We start from the raw sequence: 20,144 nt of genomic DNA, 5'->3' as shown, positions 1-20,144 counted from the left end.
GAATGAGTGACCTGAGTGAACTGACCCTCACGGTGCTGCGGTACGGCTTCCTCGTATTGATCTGGATCCTGGTCATCAGCGTCGTGAGCGCGCTCCGACGAGATCTGGTCGTGGGTAGTCGTAACCGCCTCGGCACGCCCTCGGCACGACAGGTGCGAAAGCACCCGGAGCTGGTCGAGGAAGCACCGCCCCGCACCACCGCGAGGACACTCGTGGTGACGGAGGGTCCGTTGCAGGGAACCACACTTCAACTGGCATCGAGTCCCATCCTGCTCGGCCGCGCCCAGGAGGCCACCCTCGTCCTGGAGGACGACTACGCCTCCGGCCGCCACGCACGCCTCTTCCCCCAGGGGAGCCGGTGGTTCATCGAGGACCTCGGGTCCACCAACGGCACTTTCCTCGCGGGCAGCCAACTGACCCGCGCGTTGCCTGTTGATCTGGGCGTTCCTGTCCGGATCGGTAAGACGGTCATTGAATTGAGGTCATAGCGTTGGCCTACATCATGCGTTTCGCTGCACGCTCAGACGTCGGTATGGTCCGCGCCAAGAATGATGACTCCGCCTATGTCGGAAGATACCTGGCGGTGGTGGCAGACGGCATGGGCGGTCACGCAGGCGGGAACATCGCTTCTGCGTCGACGGTCCTGGACCTGGTTCACCTGGACCGGAAAGACTATGACGAGGGCGAAGCAGCAAATCAGCTCGCTGACGAAATCCAGACCGCCAATTCGCTTCTCTCCGAGTTGGTCAGCGTCAACCCGCAGCTGGCAGGAATGGGAACCACTGTGACAGCCCTGCTGCTCAACGGTGACCGCCTGGAGTTCGCACATATCGGGGATTCACGGGCCTACCGGCTCAAGGATGACGTGTTTGAGCAGATCAGCGTCGATCACACGTTTGTGCAGCGCCTCATCGACGAAGGACGGCTCCGGCCTGAGGAAGCAGACGTTCACCCCCACAAAAACGTGCTGATGCGGGTCCTGGGGGACGTCGACGCAAGTCCTGAACTGGACCTTCAGTCCTTCGAGGTCACGGCGGGTGAGCGATGGCTCCTGTGCTCTGACGGTTTGAACGCCGTGCTCAACGACACCCTGATCGAACGCATCGTTCGTGAAACGGCTGACCTCCAAGACTGTGTCAATACCCTCGTCGAGTTGACCCTCGCCGGCGGTTCCCCCGACAACGTCACGATCGCCGTCGTCGAGATCGCCGAAACCACCCCGGAGGACCTCCGCACCGCCGCGCTCACCACAATCCCACCAGCCAAGGAAGCAGCGGGAGAGAAGGACGATTCCACTCCGCTCGATCCCTCGCCAGGCACCGCCATCCGCGCCGACGTCATCCGTCAGGACCTTTCCACCAGACCCCACATGCTCGTCGGATCAGCGGCCCTGGCCACCGAAACCGGTCAGATTCCGATTGTCACGCAACGCACTACCGAGCGCCGCGCCGCCATGATGCTCACCCACCGTGCCGACAGCGAAGTTCCAGAGGACGACGCCGATGAGTCCTCGGGGATGCGCAAGCGTTGGCTCATCCCTGCCTTCCTGGGCCTGATGTCTCTCATTCTTGTTGCGGTGCTCTGGTTCGGTTACGCCTGGACCCAGACCCGGTATTACGTTGCCGAGTACGAGGACAACGTCGCCATTTTCAATGGCGTGTCGCAGACTATCGGTCCGGTGCGCCTGAGCCACCTCGATCAGGAGACAGACATCCCCGTCTCGAACCTCCCCGAGTACCAGCGCGCCCGGGTGGCGAGTTCACTTCCTGCCACCGACCTTGAGCACGCCCAGCGCATTGTCGAAGATCTCCGCGGTGACCTGCGTGCCGTGGCCTGCCCACCCGAATCACCATCGCCATCCCCGTCGGCCTCGCCCTCATCCTCCGATGACCCATCGGATTCGCCCTCAGCTGACTCATCCCTCGAGCCTTCCGCTTCCCCCACCCGTTCCACGGACCCTTCCGACGAACCAACCCGCAGCACCCCCAGCCCCGAAAGCAGTGCAGAGGCCGCCCAGGGTGATACACAGGACTGCCGAGATGAGACCTCATGAGTGACGTCCTGACCGTTCCCAAGTCCCGGCGCAACATTGAAGCGCTCCTCCTGGTGGTAGCCCTGGGGGTGGCCATCAGCGCAAACCTCATCGTTGGCCTGGACAAGGACAACCCGCTGGACTCGGCATTTTGGACCCAGAGCGGCGTCCTCGCTGGCCTAGCCCTGATCTTCCACCTGGTGTTGCGATTCAGGGCAAAATATGCCGACCCGGTAATACTTCCGATCGTGATCGCCCTGAACGGTATAGGGCTTGCCATGATCTACCGGATCGATTTGGCCAATGACACGACCGTCGCCGAAAGCCAGTTCCTCTGGACATCGGTTGCCATGGCAGCATCGATCGCGGTCCTGCTGGTCTTCAAGAACCACCGGGTTCTCCGCCGGTTTACCTACATCTCACTGATTGCCAGCGCCGTCCTTCTCCTGCTTCCCCTGACGCCTCTGGGCCTGGAGATTAACGGCGCACGCATCTGGATTAATGTGGGTTTCGGAACGTTCCAGCCTGGGGAGATCGCGAAGATTACCCTTGCCATATTCTTCGCCGGTTATCTATCGACCAATAGGGATCTGATCCTGCTGGCCGGGAAAAAAGTCGGCCCGCTGCAATTGCCGCGGTTCAAGGACCTAGCCCCAATGGTTGTCGCATGGCTGGTCAGCATCGGAGTCCTGATCTTCCAACGCGACCTGGGGTCGTCGGTGCTGTTCTTCGGCCTGTTCATGGTGATGATCTACGTGGCCACCAGCCGGTTTAGCTGGATCCTCATTGGTTTGCTGATGATCATTGCCGGCGGGTTCGCCGCGATCCAGTTGTTCAGCCACGTTTCGCTGCGCATCGATAGCTGGATCAACGCCTTCGACCCGGAGGTCTTCAACCGGGAAGCGGGAAGTAGCTTCCAGGTGGTCCAGGGGCTCTTCGGACTGGCCAACGGTGGACTCTTTGGGACAGGTCTCGGTGAGGGGCGGCCCGATCTGGTGATCTACGCCAACAGCGACATGATCATCGCTGCCCTCGGTGAGGAACTCGGCCTGATCGGACTTTTTGGCATCATCATGCTTTTCGTTCTCCTGGTCTCCCGTGGCATCCGCACCGCGCTGGGTACCCGGGACGGCTTTGGCAAACTGTTGGCGTGCGGGCTGTCGTTCACCATCGCTCTTCAGTGCTTCGTCGTGATGGGCGGCGTGACCCGCCTGATACCCCTGACCGGTCTCACCACACCGTTCATGTCAGCGGGCGGCTCATCGCTGCTCGCCAACTGGATTATCGTCGCCATCCTGCTTCTCATCTCTGAATCGGCTCGCCGTCCGGCGGTCACTGGACCGATGAAGGATTCCTTCCCTGACGCCCAGGATTTCCGCACCGGGTCGCTCACCCGCCAGTCCAGGGAGGTCTCCCCATGAACCAGGCAATAAGAAGCGCGTGGCTGGTAGCACTTGCCATGTTCACCCTGGTCCTCGGGTCCCTCACCTTTGTCCAGTTCTTCGAAGCCGAGGCACTGAGCGACAACGACTGGAACAACCGCTCCCTGCTGCAGGACTTCGGAAAGAACCGCGGGTCAATCCTGGTGGACGGGCGCGCCATCGCAGAATCCGTCCCTTCCAACGACGAGTTCAACTACCAACGCGTCTACAACGAGCCGAACCTCTACGCGCACCTCACCGGCTTCTATTCGCTGGCCAACGGCGCCACCCATCTGGAAAGCGTGATGGCGGACGAGCTGTCAGGTACCAGCGATGAGCTGTTCTACGACCGTATCGTCCAACTCTTCTCGGGGGCACAGGTCCAGGGGGCCTCGGTCGAACTCACCATCGACCCGGAAATCCAGCAGCTCGCCTGGGACCTGATTCCGGATGGCCAGCAGGGATCAATCGTTGTGATGGAGCCCGCAACAGGCAACATTCTCGCTATGGTGTCCAAACCCTCCTACGACCCGAATCTCCTGGCCGGACACGACACGTCAATTGTGTTGCAAAACCTTGAGGAACTATCCTCCGTTCCCGGGCTCTCCCCTTACTTCAATCCGGCCACCGAATCCCTGGTGGCGCCGGGGTCAGTCTTCAAGCTGGTGGTTGCCGCGGCCGCGCTGGAGTCCGGAGATTTCGACGACGAATCGGTTATCCCCAACCCTGCAGTCCTGGACCTCCCCGGCACCGACGTGGGCCTCCCCAACTTCGTCAACGGTGGATGTGCGTCCCAGACAACCGCCAATCTCGAGTTCGCTCTGGAACAGTCGTGCAACACTCCCTTCGCACAGATCGCGTGGGACCTTGGCGCCGAGGCAGTCCTGGAGCAGGCGCAGGATTTCGGTTTCGGCGAAACCTTCGGTATCCCAGTCCGGGTCGAGGCAAGCCAGTTCCCTGAAGCACCCTCCGAGCCCGAGCTCGCCCAGTCGGCCATCGGCCAGTTCGACGTCCGGGTCACCCCACTCCAAATGGCAATGGTAAATGCGGCAATCGCCAACGACGGGGTCCTGATGAAACCGAACCTGATCAAGGCCCTGCGTGCCCCCGACCTCGAACGGATCAGTGCCCCCGAGCCGGAGGTGATGAGCGAATCGATGAGCGTTGACACTTCCAACCAGCTCACAGACTGGATGGTCAATGTCGTCAACAACGGCACCGCACGGGCTGCCGCAATTCCCGGTGTCGAGGTGGCGGGAAAAACTGGTACGGCCGAAGTGTCGGGGCAGGGAGATAACGCCTGGTTCACCGGGTTCGCTCCTGCTGACAACCCGGAGGTAGTCGTGTCGATCGTGATGCAGAACGTTGACATCGCCACGGGTGGCCAACTAACAAGTCCAAGCGGAAAGCAATTGATTGAGGCGGTGTTGAATAAGTGAGACCTACATCAGGTATCACCTTAGGCGGTCGGTTTAAGCTGACCGACAGGATCGCCATTGGCGGAATGGGCGAGGTCTGGAAGGCAATGGACCAGGTCCTGGGCCGCGAGGTTGCCATAAAGATTCTCAAGGAGGAATATACGGGTGACCCCAACTTCCTTGACCGCTTCCGCGCCGAAGCACGTCACACTGCGCTGCTCAACCACGATGGAATTGCCAATGTCTTCGACTACGGCGAGGAAGGCGGTTCCGCCTACCTCGTGATGGAGCTGGTTCCTGGCCAGCCGCTGTCCACCATCATCGAACGCGAACAGATCCTCTCACCGGACCGCACCCTGTCGATCGTCGGTCAAACGGCGACAGCTTTGTCGGTTGCCCACCGCCAGGGACTGGTGCACCGCGATGTGAAGCCGGGCAACCTGCTCATCCTTCCGGACGGACGGGTCAAGATCACCGACTTTGGTATCGCACGACTGGCAGACCAAGTGCCGCTGACCGCGACCGGGCAGGTGATGGGGACAGCCCAGTACCTTGCTCCTGAGCAGGCCACCGGACAGGCGGCCACCGGATCAAGTGATATCTATGCGCTCGGTGTGATTGGGTATGAACTTCTTGCTGGCCGGCGCCCATTCTCCGGAGAATCGCAGATCGCGATCGCCCTGGCCCAGGTCAACGACGCCCCACCGCCCCTCCCGGAAACCATTCCGCGGCCGGTTCGGGCACTCATTGCCTCCATGCTGGCCAAGGACCCGGCCGACCGTCCAGCAGATGCCGAGCTCCTGGCTCAAGCGGTCGCAGCCATCCGAAGGAACGATATCCGCGCGGCGGAGGCCGCCGTTCCCGGGATGCTGCTCTTCGGTGGCAACACTGGCCCCATCACCGCGCCAGTCCCCGCTCCGGCGACGTCGGCCACCCGGGTGGTCCCGACGTCGACCTCGTCAATGCCCATCGTCGGTGCCGCAGCCGGTGCAGGGGCCGTAGGTGCATCCCGCGAATGGCAGGAAGAGGAGATCGACCGGGGCGAGCCAGCCCAGGAATCCCGTGGACGCAGTCCGTGGCTGATACCTCTGGTACTCCTGTTCCTGCTGGTGGGCCTGGCTGTAGGGCTGTTCTTTCTCTGGCCAGTCCTCACCGGCGCCGACGACGATCCAACCGTCCCCCCGGCAACAACAACTTCCGCCAGTCCCTCCACCAGCGCGTCCGCGACGGAAACCGAATCGGAGACCCCGTCAGAAGAGCCGACCACCGAGCCTGTTGAAACCACTGAGGCCCCGGAAATCGTCATCAGCGCTGTCGAGTTTGTGGGGCGTTCAGTTGATGTAGTGGTTGCAGATCTTCGGTCCCGAGGTCTTGAACCAGTCGTGGAGGAAGAAAATTCTGACACTGTCGAGGAAGGCATTGTGATCACCGTGGCGCCCGTCGGATCTTTGAGGCCCGGCGATAGCGTTACTGTCACTGCGTCGATCGGCCCCGAAGCTCCCGAAACCGTGGCGGTACCTCCGCGGTTGGTTGGGGCAACCGAGCAACAGGTGGTCGATGCCCTCACTGAAGCTGGGCTCAGCGGAACACGAACCGGTGAACAGGAGTCCGAGGAGCCAGCGGGAACGGTTCTCAGCGTCGACCCCGGCGAAGGTTCGGAAGTGGAGCCGGGGAGCGCGGTCAGTTATGTGGTGTCCTCCGGTCCGCCCGAGGTGACAACGCCTCCGGCGGCGGAGGTACCCACCGCCACCAGCCCCCCACCCACCACCGAAGCGCCGTAGCGCTTCCCTCACACCTAAGATGCAGGCGGAAGGCAACCACGTGACCACTGACAGGGTCCTCAACGGACGTTACGAAGTAGGTGAGCTCATCGGCCGTGGCGGCATGGCTGATGTCCACCTCGGCCGTGACATCCGGTTGGGCCGGTCGGTCGCCATCAAGGTGCTCCGCCGGGACCTGGCCAGAGACCCCCTGTTCCAGTCGCGGTTCCGCCGTGAGGCACAGGCTGTTGCCGCTCTGAACCACCCAACGATCGTTTCGGTCTACGACACCGGCGAGGAAGACATCGTTGGGCGTTCCATTGACGATGTCCGGGTGCCGTTCATCGTGATGGAGTACGTGGCCGGGCGCACCCTTCGTGACCTGATCCGGGCCGGTGAACTCTCCCTCGAGGAATCTGCTGAACACATGGTGGGGGTCCTGTCAGCGCTGGAATACAGCCACAAGGCGGGAATTGTGCACCGCGACATCAAGCCCGCCAACGTGATGATCACCCCTGAGGGCAACGTCAAAGTGATGGACTTCGGCATCGCCCGGGCCATCGCCGATTCCGCCGCCACGATGACCCAGACCCAGGCAGTGATCGGGACCGCCCAGTACCTCTCACCTGAGCAGGCGAGAGGAGAGACAGTCGACGCGCGCAGTGACCTCTACTCTGCCGGTTGCCTGATGTACGAGCTGTTCACCGCCCGCCCACCCTTCATCGGCGACAGCCCCGTGTCGGTGGCCTACCAGCATGTCCGGGAGGAGCCAAAACCCGCGAGCCAGTTCAATCCGGAGGTGTCGCCGGCGCTGGACGCAGTGTTGAAACGGGCCCTGGAGAAGGACCGCCAGGACCGTTTCCAGGACGCAGTCGCATTCCGCACCGCGCTGCAGGAAGCACGGCGCGGAGTTATCCTTGCCTCCTCCCAGGAGCGCGCAACCGAGGCCTTTTCAACCCTGCCCGCGGCGACTGACGACGAGGGTCCACAGACCCGCGCCATGGCAAAGGTCCTGGCCGGGGGGTCCATGAGCTCTGGGCCCGTCACCGACGAGCAGCCTCCGCTGCCTATGCCGCGAACCTTCGAAGATCCGAACGATGACGACGAGGATCGTCGGCGTGCCACCCGCCGCGCGTGGACCACCACCTTCTTCATCATCGTGGCATTGGTTCTCGCTGGTGGAGCATTTGTGCTGTTCAATCTCCTGAATACCCAACCCGAGGGTCCGGTGCTGCAGGAGGTGCCGACCGTCGAGGGAATGACCCAGGACGAGGCGGCGAATGCCATCTTTGCCGCCGACCTTCGCCCGCAGTTCGAAGAGGATTTCAGCGACACTGTCGATCCGGGATTAGTGATCGATTCCGATCCCGGGGCTGGTGCCGAGATCGAGCCGGGCTCCACGGTCAATGTGACCATCTCCGAAGGTCCCTCCGAGGCGGTGATCCCCGAGGCCATCACCGGAATGACAGAATCATCTGCCCGCGACGCGCTCTCGTCGGCAGATCTCAGCGGGGGAGAAGTCACCGAGGAGAACAGCGCAACGGTCCCCGCCGGCCGGGTGATCTCTACCAGCCCTGCCGTCGGTGAATCAGTACCGGTCGGTTCGGAGGTGGACCTGATCCTCTCGACGGGGGTGGTGGAAGTACCGCGGGTGATCGAGCTGCCCATCGAGGAGGCAACAGCCCTGCTGGAGGATCCGGTCCGCGGCCTGACCGTCAGGGTTGAGGAAGTGGAGAACGCCGTGGTCGAACCGAATATTGTGACTGACCAGAGCGCCGACCCTGAATCGACCGTCCCACCAGGTACTGAAATAGTTCTGACCGTGGCGGTTGAACCTGCCCCGGAAGAGGAGCCTTCAAGCGACCCTGAACCCACTTCATCAGCCAGTGAAACCCCCTCGGAAGCACCTGAGGAACCCTGAGCGGTTCTGACTACTTGGAGATGAGCGGGCTCAGGGTTGAAGACTTCTCGGCTGCACCGGCCAGCCCTAGGGACTCGAGCCAGTTCCCCAGCATCCGGTAGCCCCCCTCGGTGAGGACGGACTCGGGGTGGAACTGAACGCCGCACAACGGGGCAGTCCGGTGTTCCAGGCCCATGATGATCCCGCTAGCCGTGCGGGCAGTCACCACCAGCTCCGGCGGCACCACCTCGCTCACCGCAGCCAGCGAGTGGTAACGGGTGGCCGTCAGTGGCGACGGCAGGCCGGTGAAGATGCTGCCGGAATCGTGCTCCACAAGCGAGGTCTTGCCGTGCATCAACTCCGGGGCGTGGGTGACCGTCCCCCCAAAGGCTTCAGCGAGGGCCTGGTGCCCTAGACAGACGCCGAGCATGGGCAGGGAGTTCGCACCACACCACCTGATCATGTCGACGCAGATCCCGGCATCAGCCGGCGTTCCGGGGCCTGGGGAGATCAGTACGCCGTCGCGCACTTCGGCGAGAGCAATCGCCTCAGCCAGCGTGACGTCGTCGTTCCTCACCACTGTTGTCTCGGCGCCCAGTTCCTGGAGGTAGCCGACCAGGGTGTAGACAAAACTGTCGTAGTTGTCGATAACCAGAATGCGGGTGGTTTTGGACATAAGGCTCGTGGACTGCCAATCGTTGAACTATCGAAAGCGGTAGGACCGGTGCTCCCAGCATTTACCGTGTTCGCGACGGGTACCTGCCACCGACGATCATGGAGGCTACGGCACCCTGCGACCGGTTCATTGGTTAGAATTAGGCTTCCACCGTGCTGATGACATTGATCCTTTTTTTCAGGATAGCGTGTGTAATCACCGACTGCCGAGCCCTTGTGAGGGTAAACACCATGGCGAAGCTGCTTTGGCTTCACCCATCTAGGAGGACCAGTGCCCGAGTCGAAGTCCCGCAAGAAGCCGACCCAGTCCAAGACCCCCGCCTCCACCGAACCGAAGCCGAACCCGGTTTGGTACAAGCCGGTGATGTTTGGGCTGATGATCCTGGGCCTCCTCTGGATCATTGTCTACTACGTCTCCGAGGCCCGGTTTCCCATCCCCTCGATCGACTCGTGGAATATCCTGATTGGTTTTGGCTTGGCCATTGTCGGGTTCCTGATGACCACCCGGTGGCGCTGACCCTCCGCTAGTGATCGCGCCCGCCGTGGCCGTCGGAGAGTGGCCAGCTGGCCTTCTCTCCCACGGCCACGGCGGGCGCTTTTTTATGAGCTCCCAACCCTCAGATTGCTGACCCCATGCTTCGTACACACGTTGTGCACTAAGTTATCCACAGGTGTGGGTAACTTTGGGGATTTAGCTCTCCGTTCCCTTAAGATCCGGGCCCATGCTTATCCACAGCTGTGGAATTACATGTGTGTAAGTTATCCCCGCTGTTGATAAACCCTGTGGACAACGTTCAGCGAAGGGGTAGCTCGACCAGGGTGGCACCAAGGACGGTCAGGGCCACCAGGATGAGAGCAAGTCCTGCCAGACCGCCCCAGTGGATCAGCGCCCGGTTGCTTCCCTTCGGGGCGTAGGCGATGATCGCGGCGGCGGCAGCACCGGTCAGGAGCCCTCCGAGGTGGGCCTGCCAGGAGATTCCCGGTACCACGAAGCCGAGGACGCCGTTGATGGCAATCAGAACCACCAGTTGGCGCACATCGCCGCCCCTCCGGCGCTGCACCACCAGCATGGCGCCGAACAGTCCGAACACAGCTCCGGAGGCTCCCACCACCGACTGGAGGGGATTCGAAAGCAGCAGGACGGCTACAGAGCCGCCGAAGGCGGCGAGGAGATAGAGCGCCAGGAACCGGCCACGACCCAACAGGGGCTCGAGAGCCTGGCCCATAATCCACAGTGCGTACATGTTGAAGGCTATGTGCAGCAGGAAACCGGTGGAGTGAAGGAATGCGGCCGTCAGCATCCGCCAGGGCTCGGGGGGAATGAACTCAGAGGTATAGGCGGGCGCGTAAGCCAGTGCCCCGGTCAATCCGGGGATGAGATTCTGCAGCAGGAATAACACCGCGCAGGTGCCAATGATGGAGAAGGTGAGGATGGGTTTCCCCTGCCGGGCCACCCCGCCGAAGATAGTTCGTGGAGTGGGGGCGTTGCGTGCGCTTTCCTTCACGCAATCGACACACTGAATCCCGACGGCAGCCGGCCGCTGGCACTCCGGACACGCTGGCCTGCCACACCGCTGGCAGCGGACGTAGCTGACGCGGTCTGCGTGTCGGGGGCACACGGGGACTTCCTGTTGCGGCTGATCCGCCGGGATTCCGTATGTCATGTGGGCTTTAGAGCTGCTCTACCGTGATCGAGTTGATGACAACATCTTCGAGTGGCTTGTCCCGGGAGTCAGTGGGAATCGCATTGAGCTGCTCCACGAGCGCCTTCGACGCTTCATCGGTGACGTCACCGAAGATGGTGTGCTTGCCCTGCAGCCACGTGGTGGGTACGGAGGTGATGAAGAACTGCGATCCGTTGGTACCGCGACCACCCTGGATTCCCGCGTTGGCCATGGCCAGTTTGTAGGGTGCCGTGAAGTCAAGGTCGGGGTTGATTTCGTCGTCAAACTGGTAGCCTGGTCCGCCAATTCCCTGACCCAATGGGTCGCCACCCTGGATCATGAAGTCCTTGATGACGCGGTGGAAGATGGTGCCGTCGTACAGCGGCTTGGTGGATTCCTCACCGGTCTTGGGGTGAGTCCAGGACTTGTCTCCCGTGGCGAGACCGGTGAAGTTCTGCACGGTCTTCGGGGCGTGATTCCCAAAAAGGTTTACCTTGATATCGCCGAGGTTGGTATGGATAGTTGCCTGTGCTGTTGCAATAGCTGTCATGTCCCCATTCTTTCATGCACCCCCTGGTAAAGAGCTGAGAATGAAGTGTTCCGCGCACAGTGAAAAATAAGCGGGAATCCAGGCAACGAATAGCACGGCATAGCGATAACACGTAGGCTGACAGTCAACAGTCACTATCCCCGGGAGGCAGATGTGAAGAAAAACAAACGTATGACACGCGACATCGAAAAGACCGTCGCAACGAGTGCCGAAGCCGCGCGGGACTGGGCAGCACCACGAGTGGATGCCGCCTACAACTGGGTGGCACCGCGTATCGAAAAAGGCTACGGATCGGCCTCACCTGCAATCCAGCACGGAGTGCAGCGAGCCGCCCACGGAATTTCCGATGGCATCTCGACCGTCACCCCCCGTATTCAGGACGGACTGGACAAAGTCGCCCCACGCATTTCGCACGTGGTGGACAGCACCACGCCGCACATCCAGAAGACTCTGGATCGGGCCGCCCCTGCCATCAACAATGCGCGGGACAAGGTTGTTGGCGACTACCTGCCCACGCTGTCCCACAAGTTGGGTGACGCGGCGGACTCAGTGTCCCGCTCACTGTCCGGTGCAACCATCCCGGAGCCAGTGAATCGCGCGGTCACCCGGGTGACCGGTGACAAGAAGGCTGTCAAGAAGGCCCAGAAGGCTGCCGCTGCGGCAGCCATGAAGGCTTCCCGCGACCTGAAGAAGCGTCAGAAGAGTGGCAGCAAGGGCTGGCTGATCTTCGGCATCATCGCCGCAGCGATCACTGCCGGTGTAGCCGTTTGGCGTGCATCCAAGCCCGTTGAGGATCCTTGGAAGACCCCCGTCAAGGTGGACACCAAGCCCACCGGCGAAGCTGAGCGTGCCAAGGAGGCCAAGGATGTTGTAGCCGACATCAAGGAAGCCGCCGATCGCGCAGCCGCCAAAGCCGGAGAGGCAGTGGAGGAAACCACCGACGCGGCCAAGTCGGCGGGGACGGCCACCACCGGAAAGATCCGGGATGCGGCTGAAGAAGCGAAGGATGCCACCAAGTAGTCAATTGGTGTAACTAAGAAGAAGGGCGGCTCCCGTGGAGCCGTCCTTCTTCTTTTTGCCACTTCCCTCCCGAACCGTATGACCAGTGGTAGATTTACCGCCGTGTCCCCTCCCCAGAACGCCGTCTCGATAGTCATTCCGGCGTACAACGAGGAAAGCGTGATCAGGCAGTGCCTGATTGCGGCGATCTACCAGTCAGTGCCCGCTGAGGAGATCCTGGTGGTCGATAACCGCTCCACCGACGGCACCAACCGGATTGTCCGGCAGATGCAACTGGAATATCCTGAAAGCCCCATCAGGCTTCTTGAGTATTCATCCGAACAGGGCCTGATTCCCACCCGTAATTTCGGGTTCGACAACGCGGCGGGAACCGTCATCGGCCGCCTCGACGCGGATTCAGTGCCCGAACCTGACTGGGTGGAACAGGTACTTGCCGGCTTCCTGGATCCGGAGGTGGCTGCAGCCACCGGCCCCGTGGTCTATTACGATATGCCGATGCGTCGCTGGGGACTACTGGCCGACGACAAGCTGCGCCAACTGGTCCTGAAACTGGCACGCAATCAGTACCACTTCCTGTTCGGATCAAACATGGCCATTAGGCGCACGGCTTGGGAGCAGATCCGTGATTCATCCTGCCGCGACGAAGCCGACGAGATGCACGAGGATATTGACCTGTCGCTCCACCTTGCCGAACACGACCTGAGCATCAGATACCTGCCCACAATGGTCAGCGGCATGTCAGCCCGACGGTTGGAAGACTCGCCCAAGGACTATCGTTACTACGTCACCCGGTTTGACCGCACCTATAGGGCCCACCAGATCAACAAACGGATCCTAAAGGTCCCACCCCTGATCTTCATGTCCATCTACTACCCGGCCAAAATGATTCGGGCAGTGCACTCGGCACGCAGCCCTCAAACCGCGAAACGTGGCGGCACACCCCAGGTCGTCGCCAAGGAGTCGGCAGAGAGCCCCTAGGATCCACCCATCGCGGGAGGGGGGACCGTCGCGGCCTCTTCGATGGCGCGCGCGCGGCCATTCGTCTGACCCCGAACCACGATAGCCAGGCCTACCAGGATCAGCAGCAGCCCCCCGTAGGTTCCCGCCGGCAACTGTTCCCCCAGGAAGACAGCGGCGAGCAGGGCCGCACCGGGAATCTCCAGCAGGATAATCATCGAAACCACCAGGGGGCTCATCACTGCAAGCAGGTGATTGAAGACCGTATGCCCCATGAGCTGTGCCACCAGGGTGACGGCGAGAATTCCGACCCAGGCTGCCGGGGAGAATCCTGTGAGCGGTTGCCTGAAGATCAGGCAGAGCGCCAGGAGGATCACCGCGCACCCGCCGTAGCAGAGAGTGGTGTATGTTCCAGTCGACATGGTTTTCCGCGCACCTGCCCCTGCCATCTGGTAGATGCCAGCAAGGGCTCCTCCCGCCAGGGCCAGAAGGTCACCGATAATCGCGTCCTGGGACAGAGTCAAGTCAAAACCCGTGATGACGACGACGCCGGCCAGCGCCACCCCCAGTCCCACTATCACCTTGGTGGCAGGGCGGGAGCCCTGAATCGCGTTGAACAGGGCAATCCAGGCCACCTGCAGGCAGACCAACGCCGTCGCGGCGGCCACCGAGGTGAGCTTGAGGGCTGTAATGAAACAGGCAAAGTGGAGGGCAAGCGCGGTCGCGGCGACGGAGAGGCGGATGAAATCGGTCCGCCGGAGGGCCTTGAACTCGTGACGTTTCGACAGTGCAGCCGGGCCACCCATCACGAGCGCGCCGATCGCATTCCGCCAGAAGGCGATTGCGAGTGCCGGCGCCACTGTCGCCGCCATGATAGGACCTGATGCAGCCACGCCAAGGACACCCAGAACCGACAGGAAGATGATCACCCAGTAACACTAAAGCACCCAGGAAACATAAGTTAAAAGGAAAAGGCCCCAGTCAGAAGACCGGGACCTTTTCCCTTCGGTGGAGGCACGGGGACTCGAACCCCGAACCCCCTGCTTGCAAAGCAGGTGCGCTACCAATTGCGCCATGCCCCCGAACGATTGCCGTTATGGCAACCTGATCAGTATAGCCTAGTCAACCGTGTCGGTTGCCTTGCTCCATACTGCCTTTTCCCTCTCGGATTCCTGCCACCTTTTGTAGGCGAAAGCACTGGCGAGAGCTGCTGCAACTACCAACAACTTCTTCACAGTGTTCCTCCTGTCGCAGTGACCTGCGGGTGGTAGGTCCGTGGGCGTACCAGGACTTGAACCTGGGACCTCTTCGTTATCAGCGAAGCGCTCTAACCGCCTGAGCTATACGCCCCGAAGCCTGTTCGGGCCGAAATACGACTTTACAGGAGTATCTCTGCAATCATCAAATCGGCCCGAACCCGGCTCGGACATGCCTGGTTAGTCGTCGGTGAGGGTGACGCCAATTCCGCCGACAAGAGTGGAGGAAATGTTGTACAGGACGGCCGAAAGCATTGCCAAAGCAGTCAACAGGACCACATTCACGACCGCAATGATGGTCGCGAAAGACACCACCTGGCCCAGTGAGGCGAACTGACGGAGGTCAAACCCTCCGCTCTCCGTTCCCGCAATTTCGCGCAGCAGGTCATTCACGCCGTCAAAAATTCCGGTGAGGTCCAGTACCGTCCAGATGACGATCGCCGCGACCACAGTCACGATCCCCAGCGCGACGGACAGCAGGAAAGACATTTTCAGTACAGACCAGGGGTCCACCTTACTGACCAGCAGCCTCGCCTTACGTGCCTTGGCCTTCGGCGCTGGTTTCACCAACCCCGGCCGGTTGCCGGGCGCGGCGTTTGAGGGCTTCTGGGCGGGGCGTGCGGGCGCGTTCACCCGGGGGCCGGTGCCGGTCTGTTTGACCGATCCGCTTCCAGTTGCCCGCGGGTTTGAGTTAGGCGAACTCACTCGGTACCTCCATTATCCGGCGACTGTGCGTCTGGCTCAGCCACTTCCTCTGACGTCAACGGTACTTCATCGACCGCGGGGCCAGCGGATTCAGCCCCTCCGGTCACCAGTTCAGCGGTACCTTCCTCAATGGCCAGTCCCCGTTCGCTGTTCCGCGCGACGGCGATGATCCGGTCCTTCTTGTCGGGCTTGGCAAAGATGACGCCCATCGTGTCCCTGCCCTTGGCTGGGACACCGGTAACCGCTGAACGGACCACCTTGCCTCCGCCCATGACCACGAGCACCTCATCTTCTTCCTGGACGATGAGGGCGCCCACCAGGTCGCCTCGTTCCTCGGCCAGCTTGGCCACCTTGATGCCGAGGCCACCCCGACCCTGCACGCGGTACTCTTCGACCTTGGTCCGCTTCGCGAAACCACCTTCGGTGACGACGAACACGAAGGACTCGTCGGTGACCACGTTGGCCGCCAGAAGTTCATCCTCCTCGCGGAACTTCATCCCCGTCACACCCGAGGTGGCACGACCCATGGGTCGCAATGCCTCGTCGGTGGCGGTGAATCGGAGGGACTGACCCTTCCGAGACACCAGCATCATGTCATCGCTCTCGGAGACCAGCTGAGCGGAGACCAGTTCATCGCCGTCGCGCAGGTTGATGGCGATCACCCCCGCCGTGCGGTTGGTGTCGTAGTCCTCCAGCCGTGTCTTCTTCACGAGGCCCCGCTGGGTGGCCAGCACCAGGTAAGGGGACTGCTGGTAGTCCCGCAGGTCAAGAACCTGGGCGATCGTCTCATCCGGCTGGAAAGCCAGAAGATTCGCTACGTGCTGACCCTTCGCATCCCTGCCGGCCTCAACCAGCTCGTAGGCCTTGGCCCGGTATACCCGTCCCAGGTTTGTGAAGAACAGCAACCAGTGGTGGGTGGTGGTGACGAAGAAATGCTCGACCACGTCGTCGCCGCGGAGCTGGGCACCCTTGATTCCCTTGCCGCCGCGGGCCTGCTGACGGTAGTTGTCGCTACGGGTCCGCTTGACGTAACCGCCGCGGGTGATCGTGACAACCATTTCCTCTTCAGGGATCAGGTCTTCCATGCTCATATCCGAGTCGAAGCCCAGAAGAATCTCCGTGCGTCGGTCATCGCCGTGCTTGTCAACGATCTCCTGGAGCTCAGTGGACACAATGTCCCGCTGCAGCTGCTTGGAGGCAAGTATCTTCTGGTACTCGGTAATTTCCGCTTCCAGCTTGGCGTGCTGATCCTGGATCTTCTGGCGTTCCAGGGCAGCGAGCCGGCGAAGCTGCATGTCCAGGATGGCCTGGGCCTGGATCTCGTCGATTTCCAGCAGCGTGATCAACCCATTTCTGGCATCCTCGACGGTTGAGGACCTTCTGATCAGGGCGATGACATCATCAAGTGCATCCAGCGCCTTCAGCAGGCCACGCAGAATGTGGGCGGCCTCCTCAGCTTTCCGCAAGCGGTACTGGGTCCGGCGGACGATCACTTCGAGCTGGTGGGTGACCCAGTGGCGGATAAAGGCGTCCAGGCTTAGAGTGCGGGGAACATCGTCGACGATGGCCAGCATGTTGGCGCTGAAATTGTCCTGCAGCTGAGTGTGCTTGTACAGGTTGTTCAGGACCACCTTCGCGACGGCGTCGCGCTTGAGCACAACGACCAGCCGCTGGCCGGTGCGACCCGAGGTCTCATCGCGCAGGTCGGCGATACCACTGATCTTGCCATCCTTGACGAGGTCTGCAATCTTGATGGCCAGGTTGTCCGGATTAGCCTGGTACGGCAACTCGGTGACCACCAGGCAGGTACGGCCCTGGATCTCCTCAACGTTCACCACTGCCCGCATGGTGATCGATCCGCGGCCGGTCCGATAGGCGTCCTCGATGCCCTTGTGGCCCAGGATCTGTGCGCCGGTGGGGAAATCCGGTCCCTTGATCCGAATCAGGAGTTCCTCGAGGAGCTCCTCCTTGGTTGCATCGGGGTTCTCGAGGTACCACTGAACACCCGAGGCGACCTCCCGCAGGTTGTGCGGGGGGATGTTGGTGGCCATACCGACGGCGATGCCGGAGGATCCGTTCACCAGGAGGTTGGGGAACCGGGCCGGGAGGATCGTCGGTTCCTGGTTCTTCCCGTCATAGTTGTCCTGGAAATCGACTGTTTCCTCGTCGATATCCCGCACCATTTCCATGGCGAGAGGGGCCATTTTGGTTTCGGTATACCGGGGAGCAGCAGCGCCATCATTGCCGGGTGAGCCGAAGTTTCCCTGTCCCAGGGCAAGGGGATAGCGCATGGTCCAGTCCTGGATCAGGCGTACCAGGGCATCGTAGATCGCTGTGTCGCCATGGGGGTGATACTGGCCCATGACCTCACCCACCACCCGGGCACACTTGTTGAAGGAGCGGTCCGGACGGTAGCCGCCGTCGAACATTGCGTACAGAACCCTGCGGTGCACCGGCTTAAGCCCGTCCCGCACATCCGGGAGCGCGCGGCCGACAATCACTGCCATCGCGTAATCCAGGTAGGACCGCTGCATTTCCGTCTGCAGGTCGACCTGCTCAACCCGATCGGCGAGGACCCGCCCTTCAAGGGGAAGGTCGGGTGTTTCTTCGTCGCTCATACGTCAGTTCCGTTCAGTTTTCTAAGTATCAAGGCCGTTGGAAAGGATGGCGACGCTCGACCGTCGCCTCATTCCCGCTAAATGTCGAGGAACCTAACGTCCTTCGCGTTCTGCTGGATGAAGTTTCGCCGTGATTCCACATCTTCACCCATCAGGACCGAAAAAATCTGGTCGGCGGCAGCAGCATCATCAACGGTGACCTGGAGCAACGTACGGTTGTCCGGATCCATGGTGGTCTCCCACAGCTCGGTGTAGTTCATCTCACCGAGGCCCTTGTAACGCTGGACACCGTTTTCCTTCGGCAGTCGCTGGTTGTTCGCCAGCCCCATCTTGATCACTTCATCCCGCTCCCGGTCACTGAAGACATAAGAGTGGGTGGCATTTGACCACTTGATCCGGTAGAGCGGCGGCTGGGCCAGGTACACGTAGCCGTTCTCGATCAGCGGCCGCATATAACGGAAGAGGAGCGTCAGGAGCAGCGTCGTGATGTGCTGACCATCAACGTCGGCATCGGCCATCAGCACAATCTTGTGGTACCTGGCTTTCGCGACGTCGAAGTCCTCACCAATGCCGGCGCCAAAGGCAGTGATCATCGCCTGGACCTCACTGTTGCCCAGCGCGCGATCAAGCCTCGCCCGCTCCACATTCAGGATCTTCCCTCGCAGCGGGAGGATCGCCTGGGTGTCAGGATTCCGGCCCCGCACGGCCGAACCACCTGCGGAGTCTCCCTCCACGATGTAGATCTCCGACTTTGAGGGGTCCTTTGACTGGCAGTCCTTCAACTTGCCAGGCATGCCGCCGGATTCCAGGAGCCCCTTCCGGCGGGTGGACTCCCTGGCCTTGCGTGCAGCAAGCCGGGCCTGAGCGGCCTGGATTGATTTTCGGATCACGTCCCGGGCAGGGCCGGGGTTCCGTTCCAACCAGTCACCGAGCTGATCGGTGACGACACGCTGCACAAAGCCCTTTGCCTCGGAGTTGCCCAGCTTGGTCTTCGTCTGGCCCTCAAACTGCGGTTCGGAAAGCTTGACGGAAATGACTGCTGTCAGACCCTCACGGATGTCATCCCCCGTGAGGTTCTCGTCCTTTTCCTTGATGATGTTCTTGTCACGGGCGTACCGGTTGATCAACGAGGTCATGGCCGCACGGAAACCCTCTTCGTGCGTGCCACCTTCATGGGTGTTGATCGTATTGGCGTAGGTGTGGACGCTCTCCGAGTAGGCACTGGTCCACTGCATTGCTACCTCGACAGCGATCTTTCGCTCGGTATCTTCGGTCTCGAATCCGATGACATCCTCGTGGATGACATCGACGCGCTTCGAGGAGTTCAGGTGATTGACGTAGTCAAGCAGTCCGTTCTCATACATGTAGTCGACCTGGCGGTGCTTCGGGGCGTCCTCGCTGACGCCATCGTCCTCGGAAGACTCTGCGATTTCTTCGGTTTCCACCTCGACAACGCGCTCATCCACCAGGATGATCCGCAGTCCCTTGTTGAGGAAGGCCATCTGCTGGAACCGTGCCCGAAGGGTTTCGAAATCGAATTCCACCGTCTCAAAGATGGTGGCATCGGGGTAGAACGTCTGGGTGGTGCCGGTTTCGGTAGTTTCAGCGCCGCGGCGGAGCTCGCCCACAGGCTTACCACCATCGGCGAAAGACTGGTTCCAAACATATCCCTGCCGCTTGACCTCGGTTTCCACCCGCGCCGAGAGCGCGTTGACCACTGAAATGCCGACTCCGTGTAGTCCACCGGACACCGCATAGCCTCCGCCACCGAACTTGCCTCCGGCGTGCAAGATAGTCATAACCACCTCGACAGTGGGGCGTCCTTCGGTGGGATGCATGTCCACGGGGATACCGCGGCCGTTGTCGATGACCCGGACACCCCCGTCCGCCAGAAGCGTCACCTTGATCGTGTCGCAATACCCGGCTAGCGCCTCATCAACCGAGTTATCCACCACCTCATTGACCAGGTGGTGCAGACCCCGGGGACCGGTGGAACCGATATACATGCCGGGGCGTTTACGGACGGCTTCAAGACCCTCCAGGACGCTGATATCACTCGCGTCATAGCCGGTGGTCCCATTTTGGGCGCCAGCAGTCGGCTGCGCAGTGCCCTGGGTGTTGGCGTCCAGCTCGTTGTCATTAGCCACAGGCGCTGTCGGCTCCTCAAA

Annotated in this window: 17 protein-coding genes and 2 tRNA genes; 9 read left to right on the top strand and 10 right to left on the bottom strand. The window is 61.4% G+C overall.

Translation table 11 applies throughout. From position 1 onward, the window contains the following. The first annotated feature begins 2 nt into the window (after nt 1-2). The 6 genes from HMI57_RS05260 to pknB are packed head-to-tail and all read left to right on the top strand — an operon-like array spanning nt 3 to nt 8,552. Entirely contained in the window at nt 3-488 is a 486-nt protein-coding gene (locus HMI57_RS05260) for an FHA domain-containing protein (RefSeq protein ID WP_275690913.1), read from the top strand. Nucleotides 489-502: 14 nt separating this feature from the next. Beyond that, complete coding sequence (locus HMI57_RS05255) at nt 503-2,053, top strand: protein phosphatase 2C domain-containing protein (RefSeq protein ID WP_225667818.1); 1,551 nt, start codon at nt 503-505, stop codon at nt 2,051-2,053. Continuing rightward, nucleotides 2,050-3,453 carry an FtsW/RodA/SpoVE family cell cycle protein gene (locus HMI57_RS05250; protein WP_171584885.1) on the top strand — a complete coding sequence of 468 codons (1,404 nt, stop codon included), beginning with the start codon at nt 2,050-2,052 and terminating at the stop codon, nt 3,451-3,453. Before HMI57_RS05255 ends, HMI57_RS05250 begins: the two co-directional genes overlap by 4 nt. Beyond that, a complete protein-coding gene (locus HMI57_RS05245) occupies nt 3,450-4,892 on the top strand; it encodes a penicillin-binding protein 2 (RefSeq protein WP_171584884.1) in 1,443 nt (480 codons plus the stop codon). Before HMI57_RS05250 ends, HMI57_RS05245 begins: the two co-directional genes overlap by 4 nt. Continuing rightward, on the top strand, nt 4,889-6,652 hold the full coding sequence (locus tag HMI57_RS05240; protein ID WP_171584883.1) for a protein kinase: 1,764 nt from the start codon (nt 4,889-4,891) through the stop codon (nt 6,650-6,652). The genes HMI57_RS05245 and HMI57_RS05240 overlap by 4 nt, the downstream gene beginning before the upstream one ends. A gap of 40 nt (nt 6,653-6,692) precedes the next feature. Next, nucleotides 6,693-8,552, top strand: coding sequence for a Stk1 family PASTA domain-containing Ser/Thr kinase (gene pknB, locus HMI57_RS05235; protein WP_171584882.1), 1,860 nt, complete (start codon nt 6,693-6,695; stop codon nt 8,550-8,552). Nucleotides 8,553-8,562: 10 nt separating this feature from the next. On the opposite strand, the gene HMI57_RS05230 is transcribed toward pknB, so the two are convergent. Then, nucleotides 8,563-9,207, bottom strand: coding sequence for a gamma-glutamyl-gamma-aminobutyrate hydrolase family protein (locus HMI57_RS05230; protein ID WP_171584881.1), 645 nt, complete (start codon nt 9,205-9,207; stop codon nt 8,563-8,565). Nucleotides 9,208-9,477: 270 nt separating this feature from the next. On the opposite strand from HMI57_RS05230, the gene HMI57_RS05225 reads away from it, so the two are divergent. Further along, the gene (locus tag HMI57_RS05225) at nt 9,478-9,723 is read left to right on the top strand and encodes a cell division protein CrgA (RefSeq protein WP_171584880.1); all 246 of its coding nucleotides are present in this window, start codon (nt 9,478-9,480) and stop codon (nt 9,721-9,723) included. A 277-nt stretch (nt 9,724-10,000) separates the two neighbouring features. On the opposite strand, the gene HMI57_RS05220 is transcribed toward HMI57_RS05225, so the two are convergent. Both HMI57_RS05220 and HMI57_RS05215 read right to left on the bottom strand, forming a co-directional pair. After that, on the bottom strand, nt 10,001-10,870 hold the full coding sequence (locus HMI57_RS05220; protein ID WP_171584879.1) for a rhomboid family intramembrane serine protease: 870 nt from the start codon (nt 10,868-10,870) through the stop codon (nt 10,001-10,003). Nucleotides 10,871-10,877: 7 nt separating this feature from the next. Then, nucleotides 10,878-11,420: a peptidylprolyl isomerase gene (locus HMI57_RS05215; RefSeq protein WP_171584878.1), complete on the bottom strand. Its 543-nt coding sequence runs from the start codon at nt 11,418-11,420 to the stop codon at nt 10,878-10,880. A 171-nt stretch (nt 11,421-11,591) separates the two neighbouring features. Between HMI57_RS05215 and HMI57_RS05210 the strand changes: the two genes are divergently transcribed. Further along, on the top strand, nt 11,592-12,440 hold the full coding sequence (locus HMI57_RS05210; protein WP_171584877.1) for a hypothetical protein: 849 nt from the start codon (nt 11,592-11,594) through the stop codon (nt 12,438-12,440). Between the two features lie 102 nt (nt 12,441-12,542). Further along, nucleotides 12,543-13,418 (top strand): glycosyltransferase family A protein, encoded by an 876-nt coding sequence (locus HMI57_RS05205; RefSeq protein WP_346655137.1) that lies wholly within the window; start codon nt 12,543-12,545, stop codon nt 13,416-13,418. Here the strand turns inward: HMI57_RS05205 and HMI57_RS05200 are convergent. The 7 genes from HMI57_RS05200 to gyrB form a co-directional block, all read right to left on the bottom strand. Then, the gene (locus tag HMI57_RS05200) at nt 13,415-14,326 is read right to left on the bottom strand and encodes an EamA family transporter (protein ID WP_171584875.1); all 912 of its coding nucleotides are present in this window, start codon (nt 14,324-14,326) and stop codon (nt 13,415-13,417) included. The two genes, HMI57_RS05205 and HMI57_RS05200, sit on opposite strands and share 4 nt — an antisense overlap. Nucleotides 14,327-14,406: 80 nt before the next feature. After that, a tRNA-Ala gene (locus tag HMI57_RS05195) sits at nt 14,407-14,479 on the bottom strand. A 36-nt stretch (nt 14,480-14,515) separates the two neighbouring features. Further along, nucleotides 14,516-14,632 carry a DLW-39 family protein gene (locus HMI57_RS18820; protein WP_318779110.1) on the bottom strand — a complete coding sequence of 39 codons (117 nt, stop codon included), beginning with the start codon at nt 14,630-14,632 and terminating at the stop codon, nt 14,516-14,518. 41 nt (nt 14,633-14,673) lie between these two features. Further along, nucleotides 14,674-14,747 (bottom strand) — tRNA-Ile (locus tag HMI57_RS05190). A gap of 86 nt (nt 14,748-14,833) precedes the next feature. Beyond that, nucleotides 14,834-15,358 (bottom strand): DUF3566 domain-containing protein, encoded by a 525-nt coding sequence (locus HMI57_RS05185; RefSeq protein WP_171584874.1) that lies wholly within the window; start codon nt 15,356-15,358, stop codon nt 14,834-14,836. Further along, on the bottom strand, nt 15,355-17,976 hold the full coding sequence (gyrA, locus tag HMI57_RS05180) for a DNA gyrase subunit A (protein WP_171584873.1): 2,622 nt from the start codon (nt 17,974-17,976) through the stop codon (nt 15,355-15,357). The genes HMI57_RS05185 and gyrA overlap by 4 nt, the downstream gene beginning before the upstream one ends. Before the next feature lie 77 nt (nt 17,977-18,053). After that, complete coding sequence (gene gyrB, locus HMI57_RS05175) at nt 18,054-20,105, bottom strand: DNA topoisomerase (ATP-hydrolyzing) subunit B (RefSeq protein WP_205207818.1); 2,052 nt, start codon at nt 20,103-20,105, stop codon at nt 18,054-18,056. Nucleotides 20,106-20,144: the final 39 nt, after the last annotated feature.

Origin of the sequence: Arthrobacter sp. 260 (assembly GCF_013116745.1) — a bacterium.
In the GTDB taxonomy this organism is placed as follows: Bacteria; Actinomycetota; Actinomycetes; order Actinomycetales; family Micrococcaceae; genus Arthrobacter_D.
Note: the sequence above shows the minus strand (reverse complement) of the source record. Positions and strands in the feature narration are given on the sequence as shown.